The sequence below is a fragment of the Amycolatopsis sp. NPDC043887 genome (assembly GCF_056435665.1).
The window spans coordinates 17,274-30,367 of sequence record NZ_JBWKEB010000009.1 but is presented as its reverse complement, the minus strand read 5'-3'; the positions used below and the strand labels follow the sequence as shown (position 1 = coordinate 30,367).

Sequence of the window (13,094 nt, the reverse complement as noted above, 5' to 3'; positions counted from 1 at the left end):
CGGGGGGTGGTTTTGGAGGCCCAGGTTGGGGCACTTCGCAACCTTTCGTGGGGGGGTGGGGGGGGGTTTTTGGGTTCCAACCCAAAACCCCCCCCCACGACCCCCTCGTGCAATCGACCATCCGGGCATCGATCGGACATCGAGTCAGCGAAAAGTGTTCTTGGTGGACGCTCAGGGGCGCGGTCGGCTCCTGTCGGCCAGGGCAACCGAGCGCGTGACCTGCGGCAATCCTCACCGCTTACGATCAAAACTCCATCCAAGATCAACTTAAGCTACGTGGCATTGGGTTAAAACGACCATTGCCACTCAGGACCCCCCGTGCAAAGTGCTCAGATCGGACACTCAGTGGGTCTTGGTGTCCTTTACGGACGATCGGCGTCGTGATCGGCTTGCGCCACGAAGAGCCTGCTTGGCAGTCGGCGGGAACAGCCTCCACGGCACGTTCGCCTTACCTCTCAACGGAACGCCCCCGGCGGGGAATCCCGCCCGGCTAACCGTCGACGATGAACGAAAGCGCCACCGGTTGGAAGATCCCGGTCTTCGCCGAGTTCTCCTGCTCGATCGTCGAAGTCACCGAGAGGATCCACAGATCCGTGCCGCCGCTGAACAGGTCCATGTACGTCGTGCGCGTGATGCTCTCGTTCACCGCGTCCCGGCTCCCGGCGGCGCGCTCGGTCGTCCGATAGGTGTACCGCTGGCTGTTGTCGCCCCGGCCGGGCACGGTGGTGGGGTCACCGATGGGGGCGATCTCCGGATGCTGGCTCTTCAGCCAGCTGAAGTAGGCGGACGGCGGGCTGTCGGCCAGGAAACCGGTCAGCCGCTCGACCCGGATGACCTGGCGGCCGTCGGGCGAGACGTACTGGACCACGGTGCTCGGCACCCCGCGGGTGACATGCGGCGCGACGAACTTCTGCCAGCCTTCCGGGACACCGATGCTGAACCGGCCGCCCTTGAGGCCGTTCACCGTGCTGGCGTCACCCTGCTGCGTGATCAGTTTCGGCGGCGGCTGAGTGATGATCGTGTCGCCCTGCTGCACCTTCTCCGGTGGCCGCAGATCCTGCCCGCCGACGGCCCTGGCCAGCACGAACCCGCCTCCCGCGGCCAGCAGAAAGAGGACGACCGACGTGAGCGCCAGCACCACCGTGCCCACCGTGGACCGGCCCTGCGGGCGGGGCTGCGGCGGCGTGACGGTCGGCATCGGCGCGAGCTCGACGGGAGGCGCCGGCGCGGGCTGATTCAGGAACGGCAGCGGGCCGGGGTCGGCGGCGAGTTCGGAACTCGTGCCCTCGCCCGCCTTTTCCGGCCCGACCTGCTTGATCACCTGGGTGTCGGTCGCGTCGAGGTGCGCGGTGGTCTTCTTGCCGTCGGGCGTGTGGAACAGCTCGGCGGGGAAGAGGTCGATGAGTGTCTTGGCCTGCAACGGATACAGGCGGCGGCGCACCTCGCGCAGGGTGATCCGCTTCGACGGCTCCTTCTTCATGAGCGCGCCGATCACGTCGGCCAGCGGACCGGGACCGGGCTTCGGCACCTTCCCGTTGACGACCTTGCCGACCGTTTCGAGCGGGTCGCCGTCGGCGTCGTAGGGCGGCGAGCCCTCGATGGCGGCGAACAGCGTCGCGCCGAGGCCCCACAGGTCGGCGGCGGGGACGACGGCGCCGCCGGAGGCGACCTCGGGCGCGATGTAGGCGGGCGAACCCAGCATCATCCCGGTCCGGGTCATGGTGGCTTCGGAGACGTTGCGCGCGATGCCGAAGTCGGTGAGCTTGATGCGGCCGTCACCCGCGACGAGGACGTTGCCCGGTTTGACGTCACGGTGGGTGATGCCGGCGGCGTGCGCGGCTTCGAGCGCGGACGCCACCGCGATGCCGACCGCCGCCGCCTGCTCGACCGTCAGCGGCCCGTGGTCGCGCAGGATGTGCGCGAGGCTTCGCGACGGCAGCAGCTCCATGACCACGAACGGTTCGTCGTTCTCGCGCGCGACGTCGTGCAGGATGATCACGTTCGGGTGACTCAGGACGGCGATCGCGCGGGCTTCGCGCAGGGTCCGCTCGCGCAGCTCGTCGGCTTGCGCCGCCGGCACGCCGGGCGGGAGGCGGACCTCTTTGACCGCGACGGGACGGTGCAGGAACTCGTCGTAGGCCGACCAGACCGTGCCCATCGACCCTGATCCGATGACCGAGCGCAACCGATATCGACCGGCGACCACACGCTTCTCGTCGCCGGGACTCTCGCTGGGCTCGGTGGTGTCGGACGGCACGGCCCAATTGTGTCGTATGCCCGTGTGACGGACCCATGCGCCGTGCCCTGTCGGAGTGAACACGTCACTGGGAACAGGTCGTCGGTGCAGCGAGAACGGTGATTCGGGTCAGGCCTTCACTACCTTTCAAGATCGCCACTCACGACCGGCGCGCCCCAACCTCGCCACCGCCGCCTAGTCACCCCTTCGGCGCGACTAGCGTCACAGGTAACGCCACTTGAGGGCCGTTAGCATCGATGGTTATGACGGAAGTGGCCGAGACGGAGTCAGTGCCGACCCCAGGCGAGCCCGACGCGCCCGAAGAGCTGAAGCTCGCGGCGGAGTTCCCGGAAGCGAGCCGGGAGCAGTGGCGGGAACTCGTGGCCGGAGTGCTGCGCAAGAGCGGCGCCATCGACGAGTCGTTCGACGGCCTGCCCGAAAGCAAGCTCGTCACCCGGACGTACGACGGCCTGGAGATCCAGCCGCTCTACACCGCCGAAGACGCCGTCGAGGGGACAGGTTTCCCCGGCCTTCCGCCGTTCGTGAGAAGCGCCCGGCCCGAAGGCGCGGTGACGACCGGCTGGGACATCCGTGCCCGGTACGCGCGCCGTGACGCCAAGGCCACGAACTCCGCGATCCTCGCCGACCTCGAAGGCGGCGTCGGCTCCATCTGGCTGCGCGCCGGCGCGACCGGCGTCCCCGTCACCGATCTGGGCGACGCGCTGAACGAGGTCTACATCGACCTCGCACCCGTCATCCTCGACGCGGGCGACGAGTACGAGGCCGCCGCGAACGAGTTGTTCGCCCTTTTCGCCGAACGCGAGATTCCGGCGAGCGCGGTCACCGCGACCCTCGGCGCCGACCCGATCGGGGCGGCCGCGCGCACCGGTTCGGCGCGTCCGCTCGCCCCCGCCGCGGAATTGGCGGCGCGGGTCGCCGTCAGTCACCCGAAGGTGCGGACGATCGTCGCCGACGGCCTGCCGTTCCACGAGGCCGGCGGCTCGGACGCGCAGGAACTCGGCGCGGCCATCGCCGCGGGTGTCGCCTACCTGCGGGCGCTCACCGAAGCGGGGCTGGACGTCGACACCGCGGCCGGGCAGATCGAATTCCGGCTCGCCGCCACGGCCGACCAGTTCCTCACGATCGCCAAGTTCCGCGCCGCGCGGCGTCTGTGGGCCCGGGTCACCGAAGTGTCCGGTGGCAAGGGTGCGGGCATGCGGCAGCACGCGGTCACTTCGCCCGCGATGCTGACTCAGCGTGATCCGTGGGTGAACATGCTGCGGACCACGCTCGCCTGCTTCGGCGCCGGGGTCGGCGGCGCGGACGCGATCACCGTGCTCCCGTTCGACGCCGCGATCGGCCAGCCGGACGCGTTCTCCGCGCGGATCGCGCGCAACACGCACGCCGTGCTGCTGGAGGAGTCCAAACTGGCCGGTGTCATCGACCCGGCGGGTGGTTCCTGGTACGTCGAGAACCTCACCGAAGACCTGGCCGAGGCCGCGTGGCGCGAGTTCACCGCCATCGAGGCGGCCGGTGGGATCGAGGCCGAGCTGGCCTCCGGAGCGCTCGCCGCGCGGCTCGCCGAAACCTGGGAGAAGCGGTCGAAGCGGCTCGCGACCCGGCGTGATCCGATCACCGGTGTCAGCGAATTCCCCAATCTGACGGAAAAAGCGGTCGTTCGCGACGCCGTCGAAGACCTGCCGGGCGGCGGCCTGCCCCGGCACCGGTACGCCGAAGCGTTCGAGGCCCTGCGGGACCGGGCGGACGCGCATCCGAACCGTCCCCGCGTCTTCCTCGCCACGCTCGGCCCGGTCGCGGCGCACACCGCACGGGCGAGTTTCGCGGCGAACCTGTTCCAAGCGGGCGGGATCGAGGCCGTGAACCCCGGCGCGCCCGAGGACGTCGTAGCGGAATTCCGGGCCAGCGGCACGAAGATCGCCTGTCTCTGCGGAAGCAACACTTCCTACGCGGAGGAAGCCGACAGCGTTGCGAAGGCCCTGAAGGAAGCCGGCGCCACGTCGGTGCTGCTCGCCGGAAAGCCCGGCGACCACCCGGACGTCACGGGCTACCTCTACACGGGCTGCGACGCCCTGGAAATCCTGACCGGCACGTTGAACGAGCTCGGAGTGCAGTGATGACCATCCCGAACTTCGCCGGAATCGAGCTCGGCGGCCCCGACCCCGCCGACCGTCCTCAGTGGACTGAAGCACTGCACGCCGCCACCGGCAAGGGGCCCGACGCGCTCGCGTGGGAGACACCTGAAGGCATCGGCGTCAAACCGGTCTACACCGCCGACGATCTGTCCGGAGTGGACTTCCTCGGCACGTATCCGGGTATCGCGCCGTATCTGCGCGGCCCTTACCCGACGATGTACGTCAACCAGCCGTGGACCATCCGCCAGTACGCGGGTTTCTCCACCGCGGAGGAATCGAACGCCTTCTACCGCCGCAACCTCGCGGCCGGGCAGAAGGGCCTTTCGGTCGCCTTCGACCTCGCGACGCACCGCGGCTACGACTCGGACCACCCGCGCGTCGCCGGTGACGTCGGCATGGCGGGCGTCGCGATCGACTCGATCTACGACATGCGCCAGCTCTTCGACGGCATCCCGCTCGACAAGATGAGCGTTTCGATGACCATGAACGGCGCCGTCCTGCCGGTACTCGCGCTGTACGTCGTCGCGGCCGAGGAACAGGGTGTCACGCCGGACAAACTGGCCGGGACCATCCAGAACGACATCCTCAAGGAGTTCATGGTCCGCAACACCTACATCTACCCGCCGCAGCCGTCGATGCGGATCATCTCGGACATCTTCTCGTTCACCTCGCGGAACATGCCGAAGTACAACTCGATCTCCATCTCCGGCTACCACATGCAAGAAGCCGGGGCGACCGCCGACCTGGAGCTGGCGTACACGCTCGCGGACGGCGTCGAGTACATCCGCGCCGGAGTCGAAGCCGGGCTGGACGTCGACAAGTTCGCGCCGCGCCTGTCCTTCTTCTGGGCGATCGGGATGAACTTCTTCATGGAGGTCGCGAAACTCCGCGCGGCGCGACTCCTCTGGGCGAAGCTGGTGAAGGGCTTCGACCCCAAGAGTTCCAAGTCTCTGAGCCTGCGGACCCACTCGCAGACCTCCGGCTGGTCTTTGACCGCCCAGGACGTCTACAACAACGTCGTCCGCACCTGCGTCGAGGCGATGGCGGCGACCCAGGGCCACACGCAGTCGTTGCACACCAACGCCCTCGACGAGGCGCTGGCGCTGCCGACCGACTTCTCCGCGCGCATCGCGCGGAACACGCAGCTGCTGCTGCAACAGGAATCCGGCACCACACGCGTCATCGACCCGTGGGGCGGCAGCGCGTTCGTCGAGAAGCTGACCTACGACCTCGCGCGCAAGGCGTGGGGCCACATCACCGAGGTCGAGCAGGCGGGCGGGATGGCGAAGGCGATCGACGCCGGCATCCCGAAGCTGCGCATCGAAGAGGCCGCGGCGCGGACGCAGGCGCGGATCGACTCCGGTCGCCAGCCGGTGATCGGCGTCAACAAGTACCAGGTCACCGACGACGAGCAGATCGACGTGCTCAAGGTCGACAACGCCGGGGTGCGCGCGCAGCAGCTGGAGAAACTGCGTCGGCTGCGCGAGGAGCGGGACGAGGACGCCACACAGGACGCGCTGCGGCGGCTCACCGCGGGCGCCGAGTCCGACGGGAACCTGCTCGCCCTGGCCATCGACGCCGCCAGGGCGAAGGCCACCGTCGGCGAGATCTCCGACTCGCTGGAGAAGATCTGGGGGCGGCACTCCGGCCAGATTCGTACCATCTCCGGTGTGTACCGCGAGGAGGTCGGCAAGGCCGAGAACGTCGAGAGGGCCCGTGAACTGGTCGAGAGTTTCGCCCGGGAAGAGGGCCGCCGTCCCCGGATCCTGGTCGCGAAGATGGGCCAGGACGGCCACGACCGCGGCCAGAAGGTGATCGCGACCGGCTTCGCCGACATCGGCTTCGACGTCGACGTCGGCCCGCTGTTCTCCACTCCCGGCGAGGTCGCGCGGCAGGCGATCGAGGCCGACGTGCACGTCATCGGCGTTTCGTCGCTCGCGGCGGGGCACCTTTCGCTGGTCCCCGCGCTGCGCGCCGAACTCGCCGAACAGGGCCGTGAGGACATCATCGTCGTGGTCGGCGGCGTCATCCCGCCGCAGGACTACGAAGAGCTGCGCGCGGCGGGCGCGGCGGCGATCTTCGGCCCCGGCACGGTGATCGCCGAAGCGGCGATCGATCTCATCGGACAGCTGACCGCCCAGGAGTCCTGAACCTTGCCGCGCAAGATCGACGTCGGGGCGCTCGCCAAAGGGGTCCTCGCGGGTGACCGCGGCCTGCTGTCGCGGGCGATCACGCTCGTCGAGTCCAACCGGGAGGACCACCGGGCGCAGGCGCAGGAACTACTGGTCGAGATGCTCCCGCACGCGGGCGGCGCACGGCGCGTCGGCATCACCGGCGTTCCCGGTGTCGGCAAGTCGACCTTCATCGACCAGCTCGGCACGGATCTGACCGAGGCCGGGCACAAGGTCGCCGTACTGGCCGTCGACCCGTCGTCGACGCGGACCGGCGGCTCGATCCTGGGCGACAAGACCCGGATGGCGCGCCTCGCCGTGGACCAGAAGGCGTTCATCCGCCCTTCGCCGACTTCGGGCACGCTCGGCGGCGTCGCGCGGGCGACCCGCGAGACGATCGTGCTGATGGAAGCGGCCGGGTACGACATCGTGCTGGTCGAGACCGTCGGTGTCGGGCAGTCCGAGGTGACCGTGGCGAACATGGTCGACCACTTCCTGTTCCTGACCCTGGCCCGCACCGGCGACCAGTTGCAGGGCATCAAGAAGGGTGTCCTCGAACTGGCGGACGTCATCGCGGTCAACAAGGCCGACGGCGACCACGAACGCGACGCGAAACGCGCGGCCCGCGAACTCGCCGGCGCGCTGCGGATGATCTACGGACGGGACGCCGAGTGGACGCCCCCGGTGCTGACCTGCAGCGCGCTCACCGACGTCGGACTCGACGACGTGTGGGCCGAAATCAGCCGTCACCGCGACGTATTGACCGCTTCGGGTGAACTGGACGGACGGCGACGACGGCAGCAGGTGGAGTGGACCTGGTCGATGGTCCGGGAACAGCTCCTCGGACGGCTCGCTTCGCATCCGGACGTGCGAGCGGTCGTCCCGGACGTCGAACGGGCGGTCCGGGACGGTGAGCTGACCCCGACGCTGGCCGCGCAACGGATTCTGGAGGCGTTCTCCGGTCCTCCGCGTGGCGGCTGACGCGGGAACCCGGCAGAGTGCAGAATCGGGTTCGCGCCACGCCGTCGAAAGGGAATCATGCCGAAAAGGTCTCGTCTCGGGCAGCTTGCCGGACTCGCCGCCGCCGGGCTGGTCGTCTGCGCGCCTGTCGCGCAGGCCGTGGAGATCCAGGCGCCCGCGCCGGTGATCGCGCAGGCAGCGGCGGTGCACGAGGTGCCGTCGCAGGCGCCTCCGGGGCCGGTGCTCGACCCCGCCGAGACCGACAAGGCCAACAGCCAGGAGACCAAGCGGAAGATCATCGCGGGCGTCGCCGCGGCCATCCTGCTCGGCCTGGTGATCCTCGGCCGCCGCGCCCGTTCCAAGAAGAAGTCCTGAACCGCTACCGGTAAGTAGAAGGACTCTCCGCTTAGCCTGGGCCGAACTCTCACAGCCGTTCATCGCAGATCCACTACCGGCCGTCTCCGGCTCGATCACTCGACGAGCGGCTTGTCATCTGCATGGTGCACGATCTATCGCAAATGCGTATCACAGATCGAACGGCACCCAGCGTGCCTTCAGTGACCACTCGTACGGTGGTAGACGAAGGTGACTGTGTCGCGGGAGGAGGTGCGGCGTGACGGTGCTCGATTCACGTCCGGACATTCCAGGTGACCCCGAGGGTCGCGTCGTTGCCCCTATAGAGGCGCCCACCGCGCTGATCTCCGAGGCCGGCGTCAGCATGGCACCTGTGCATGACCTTGGTGCCGGACGCGGCCCTTTCTGGCTCGACGACTGGCTCCGCGCGAACGCCACCGACGTCGTCGCGTGGCGCCGTCACATCCACGCGCACCCGGAGCTCTCCCGCCACGAGTTCGCCACGACCGAAATGGTCATGTCGCTGCTCCGCTCGGTCGGGCTCAAGCCATGGGTGCTCCCCACGGGCACCGGCGTGGTCTGCGACATCGGCAGCGGCGACCGCTGCGTCGCGCTGCGCGCCGACATGGACGCCCTGCCGCTGACCGAGGCCACCGGCCTCCCGTACGCCTCCAAGACCGACGGCGCCGCGCACATGTGCGGGCACGACGCGCACACCGCGATCCTGCTGGGCGCGGCTCGGGCGCTGGCGGGCGCGCCGGAGCTGCCCGGCCGCGTGCGGCTGATCTTCCAGCCGGCCGAGGAGGTCATGCCCGGCGGCGCGCTGGACATGATCGCCGCGGGCGCGATGGAAGGCGTCGAGCGGATCTACGGGCTGCACTGCGACCCGCGGCTCGAGGTCGGCAAGGTCGGCCTGCGCGAAGGCGCGCTGACGTCGGCCGCCGACCTCATCGAGCTGCGGCTCACCTCGCCGGGCGGGCACACCTCGCGGCCGCACCTGACCGCGGACCTGGTGCACGCGCTGGGCACCGTGATCACGTCGCTGCCCGCGGTGCTCTCGCGGCGGGTCGACCCGCGCTCCGGGACCGTGCTGGTCTGGGGAGCGGTGCACGCCGGGCAGGCCGCCAACGCCGTCCCGCAGGACGGGGTGCTGCGCGGCACGCTCCGCACCGCGGACCACGAGGTCTGGACGATGCTGGAGCCGCTCGTCGCGGCTTCGGTGGAGTCGCTGCTCGCGCCGACCGGGGTCGGGTTCTCCCTCGACTACCGCCGCGGCGTGCCGCCGGTCGTCTCCGATCCGGAGTCGCACGCCCTGATGCGGGCCGGCGTCGAGGCCGCGCTGGGCGAGGCCGCCGTCGCCGGGACCGAACAGTCGTCCGGTGGCGAAGACTTCGGGTGGTACCTGGAGCACGTCCAGGGCGCCTTCGCTCGCCTCGGCGTTTGGTCCGGTGAAGGCCCGATGGCCGACATCCACCGCCCGACCTTCACCCTCGACGAGCGTTCGCTCCTGTGCGGAGTCCGCACGCTGGTCCACACGGCCCTGGCCACCCTGGCCTGAGTTCCGCCTCCAAGCACGCGAGTTCCGTCTTCAAGCACGCGAGTTCCGCCCCTGTGCACGGATGTTCGCCCTAACGGGTCCGAACATCCGCGCACAGGGTTATCCACAGCCTGGGCGAGTTATCCACAGCTTGGGAAAACAGGTCTTCCCAAGGCCGATCTGATCTTCGATTCTCGAAGACGTGATCAACTGGGGAGGACGTCATGGGGTGGTCTCGCGTAGTGAGGCCGACAGGATCTTGGGGCGGAGAGCCGTCCGCGAAGGGTTGGCGCGCGGTGCGCTGGCGCAGCCGTGGCGAGGCGTGGTCGTCCACGCCGCGGATCTGCTCAAGCTGCCGACTCTGGCGCAGGCGGCACTGCTCGCGATCGGGCCGCCCGCGGTACTGTCCGGCGTCACTTCTCTTGCCCTGCATGGGATTTCGGCTGCGGAAGGCACCACGGTCCACCTGACCGTCCCGTACTCGAGACGGGTCGAATCGAGGCCGGGGCTCGTGGTGCACCGGGCAGAATTTCACCCGTCCGATATCGTCGAACTGGACGAACTTCCCGTGTTCTCGTTGGATCGCGCGCTGGCCGACAACCTCTGCGACGGCGACAAGCGAACAGCGTTCGCCGCACTCGAAGAGGCCATGCACAACCTCGCGCCGAACCATCGGGCGGTCCTTCACACCAACGTCCGGGATCGCCTTCTCGACCGTCGCGACCGGCGAGGTATCCACAGGGCGCAGATGCTGCTCGCGCTCGCGACGGGCGAGGCCGAATCGCCGTCGGAGAGCATCCTTCGCTTGATCGTCGTGGAGGCCGGGCTGCCGGTACCGGTCGCCCAGTACGAGATCGGCACCATCGACGGACGGAAGCTGTACGTCCTCGACCTCGCGTGGCCTGAACTGCGTATCGCCCTGGAGTACGACGGCTATGCCGCCCATGAGGGCAGGCAGGACTATGACGCCGAGCGGGACGCCCGGATGGCGGCGCGCGGATGGATCACGGTTCGCGCGACGGCGGCCGACCTGCGGGATCCGCGACGGTTACTGGCGGAGTTGCGGGGAGCGTTCGAGCGTCGTACGGCGCGACTCGCGTGATTGAAGCCGTGACTCGCGTGCTTGGGGGCGGAACTCGCGGGTCAGCCGGAGATGCCCTGGCAGGGGCGGGTGCGGAGGGCGTCGACGTAGTCGGCGGGGGCGCCGGCGGCCTCGGCCGCATCGGCCAGGACGCCGAGGTAGCGCGCGGACGGGAGGCCGCCCTCGTAGGCGTCCAGGACGTACAGCCACGCCAGCACGGAGCCGTCCATGGTCTGCACGCGGAGCCGGATCTTGGAGTGAATGCCCAGCTCGCCGCCTTCCCAGCGGTCGAGGTTGGGTTCGTCCAGCGAGGTGACGTCGTACAGCACCACGAAGACCCGGGAGCCCGGGTCTTCGACGATGGTCGCCAGCGCGCCTTCCCAGCCGAGGTCTTCGCCCCCGAAGGTCAGCCTCCAGCCCTCCAGCCAGCCGGTGCCGGCCATGGGCGAGTGGGGAGCGCGCTCCAACATCTGGGAGGGCTCCATATTGGATCCATACGCGGCATACAACGGCACGGCCACAGCCTAGCGACCCGGCGGTCACCCGGCTGGACGCACATGCCGTGTCCGGCCACTCAATCCGCCCAACGGTCGCCCGCGTACGGTAAACGCAGTCACAGACACCGCTGCGAGGAGGAGACCAGTGACCAAGATCGTGATCATGGGCGGAGGCCCCGCCGGTTACGAAGCGGCACTGGTCGCGGCCCAGCACGGAGCCGACGTCACCATCGTCGAGCGTGACGGCCTGGGCGGCGCGTGCGTGCTCTACGACTGTGTCCCGTCGAAGACGTTCATCGCCTCCTCCGGCGCGCTGGCGAACATGCACGACCTTCGCGAGCTCGGCATCAACACCGACATGGCCGACACCAGCGTCGACCTGCCGACCGTCCACGGCCGGGTGAAGGGTCTCGCGCTCGCGCAGTCCGCCGACATCCGCGCCCGCGTCCAGCGCGAGGGCGTCCGCGTCGTCATCGGCCAGGCCCGCTTCGACGACGAAGAGGCCGGGCTCGCCACGCACAAGGTCGCCGTCACCGCCCCCGACGGCTCGACCGAGGTGCTCGACGCCGACGTCGTCCTCATCTCCACCGGTGCCACCCCGCGCGTGCTGCCCGGCGCCGTGCCGGACGGCGAGCGCATCCTCGACTGGCGCCAGCTCTACGACCTGCGCGAGCTGCCCGAGCACCTGGCCGTCATCGGTTCGGGTGTCACCGGCGCCGAATTCGCCTCGGCCTACACCGAGATGGGTGTCAAGGTCACCGTCGTGTCCAGCCGCGACCGCGTGCTCCCGCACGAGGACGCCGACGCCGCCGCCGTGCTCGAAGAGGTCTTCTCGCAGCGCGGCACCACGGTCGTCAAGCAGGCCCGCGCCGACAAGGTGGAGCGCACCGAAAAGGGCGTCGAGATCCACCTCGCCGACGGCCGCGTGATCGAAGCCAGCCACGCGCTGATGACCGTCGGTTCGGTGCCCAACACCACCGACATCGGCCTGGAGAAGGTCGGCATCGAGCCCGGCCCCGGCGGCTTCATCGGCGTCGACCGGGTTTCCCGCACCAGCGCGCCCGGGATCTACGCCGCCGGCGACTGCACCGGGGTGCTCATGCTGGCTTCCGTGGCCAGTATGCAGGGCCGCATCGCGATGTGGCACGCGCTCGGCGAGGGTGTCGCGCCGATCAAGCTCAAGACCGTCGCCGCCAACGTGTTCACCCACCCCGAGATCGCGACCGTCGGCATCAGCCAGCAGGCGATCGACTCGGGTGAGGTGCCCGCCCGCACCATCATGCTCCCGCTCGCGACGAACGCCCGCGCGAAGATGGAAGGCCTGCGACGCGGTTTCGTGAAGCTGTTCTGCCGCCCCGCCACCGGTGTGGTCGTCGGTGGGGTGGTCGTGGCGCCGACGGCGAGCGAACTCATCCTTCCCATCGCGCTCGCCGTCCAGAACCAGCTCACAGTGGAACATCTGGCACTGACATTTTCGGTGTACCCGTCGCTGTCGGGGTCGATCACCGAGGCGGGCCGCCAGTTGATGCGCCACGACGACTTGGACTGATCGCCTCCGGCGAAGCAACCCTCGCGGGGGCGGCCGCGTCTAGCGCGTGTCGGTGTTTCGTTGACAGCTAGGGGTTTTCCGTGATTCGCAGGGTTCTCGCCGGAGTGGTGGCGATCGGTGCGGCGGTGCTGGCGGGGGCGTCGGCCGGTTTCGCGCAGCAACCCGAGCCGGATCCCGGTGTCACGGTGCAGCTCAACGACGACACCGCCTACGAACTCGGGCTCGTCAACAAGTTTGTGCACGGTGACTCCAACGTGGCGCTGGCGCGATGCCCCGGCGGCGACGGGCTGAAGGCGCCGTCGTCGACGACGTTCTCTTCGCCGGTGCTGAGCATCGGGAAGTACGACTACGGCCCGCTCATCGGGGTGCCGGCGAACGTCAGCGCCGACGTCGAACTCAAAGACGGCACCGCGCCCGGCAGCTACCCGCTGACCGTCAACTGCAACGGAAAGTCTTATACGGCAACATTCACCGTTCCTCCCCGGCAGGTGAGCGCGGTGCCTTCCGGTGCCGCTCACGCGGGCGACGGCAGCATGGCCTCCTGACCGCTTCCCGA

10 protein-coding genes are annotated in these 13,094 nt (G+C 69.3%); 8 read left to right on the top strand and 2 right to left on the bottom strand.

The features are described 5' to 3' along the window. Positions 1-490: 490 nt before the first annotated feature. Positions 491-2,257, bottom strand: coding sequence for a serine/threonine-protein kinase (locus tag AC069H_RS23925; protein ID WP_478233884.1), 1,767 nt, complete (start codon positions 2,255-2,257; stop codon positions 491-493). Between the two features lie 242 nt (positions 2,258-2,499). Between AC069H_RS23925 and AC069H_RS23920 the strand changes: the two genes are divergently transcribed. The 6 genes from AC069H_RS23920 (at position 2,500) to AC069H_RS23895 (ending at position 10,513) form a co-directional block, all read left to right on the top strand. Beyond that, positions 2,500-4,371 (top strand): methylmalonyl-CoA mutase family protein, encoded by a 1,872-nt coding sequence (locus AC069H_RS23920; RefSeq protein WP_478233883.1) that lies wholly within the window; start codon positions 2,500-2,502, stop codon positions 4,369-4,371. Then, a complete protein-coding gene (scpA, locus tag AC069H_RS23915; protein WP_478233882.1) occupies positions 4,371-6,539 on the top strand; it encodes a methylmalonyl-CoA mutase in 2,169 nt (722 codons plus the stop codon). The genes AC069H_RS23920 and scpA overlap by 1 nt, the downstream gene beginning before the upstream one ends. Positions 6,540-6,542: 3 nt before the next feature. Then, positions 6,543-7,541, top strand: coding sequence for a methylmalonyl Co-A mutase-associated GTPase MeaB (gene meaB, locus AC069H_RS23910; protein WP_478233881.1), 999 nt, complete (start codon positions 6,543-6,545; stop codon positions 7,539-7,541). A 57-nt stretch (positions 7,542-7,598) separates the two neighbouring features. Next, positions 7,599-7,895 carry a hypothetical protein gene (locus tag AC069H_RS23905; RefSeq protein ID WP_478233880.1) on the top strand — a complete coding sequence of 99 codons (297 nt, stop codon included), beginning with the start codon at positions 7,599-7,601 and terminating at the stop codon, positions 7,893-7,895. A 238-nt stretch (positions 7,896-8,133) separates the two neighbouring features. Continuing rightward, entirely contained in the window at positions 8,134-9,432 is a 1,299-nt protein-coding gene (locus AC069H_RS23900) for an amidohydrolase (protein WP_478233879.1), read from the top strand. A 238-nt stretch (positions 9,433-9,670) separates the two neighbouring features. Beyond that, on the top strand, positions 9,671-10,513 hold the full coding sequence (locus AC069H_RS23895; RefSeq protein WP_478234049.1) for a DUF559 domain-containing protein: 843 nt from the start codon (positions 9,671-9,673) through the stop codon (positions 10,511-10,513). 41 nt (positions 10,514-10,554) lie between these two features. On the opposite strand, the gene AC069H_RS23890 is transcribed toward AC069H_RS23895, so the two are convergent. Further along, on the bottom strand, positions 10,555-11,007 hold the full coding sequence (locus tag AC069H_RS23890; protein WP_185927259.1) for a gamma-glutamylcyclotransferase family protein: 453 nt from the start codon (positions 11,005-11,007) through the stop codon (positions 10,555-10,557). 127 nt (positions 11,008-11,134) lie between these two features. On the opposite strand from AC069H_RS23890, the gene AC069H_RS23885 reads away from it, so the two are divergent. Together AC069H_RS23885 and AC069H_RS23880 are read left to right on the top strand one after the other, a co-directional pair. Further along, on the top strand, positions 11,135-12,538 hold the full coding sequence (locus tag AC069H_RS23885; protein ID WP_340684569.1) for an NAD(P)H-quinone dehydrogenase: 1,404 nt from the start codon (positions 11,135-11,137) through the stop codon (positions 12,536-12,538). 83 nt (positions 12,539-12,621) lie between these two features. Continuing rightward, positions 12,622-13,083 carry a hypothetical protein gene (locus AC069H_RS23880; RefSeq protein WP_478225234.1) on the top strand — a complete coding sequence of 154 codons (462 nt, stop codon included), beginning with the start codon at positions 12,622-12,624 and terminating at the stop codon, positions 13,081-13,083. Positions 13,084-13,094: the final 11 nt, after the last annotated feature.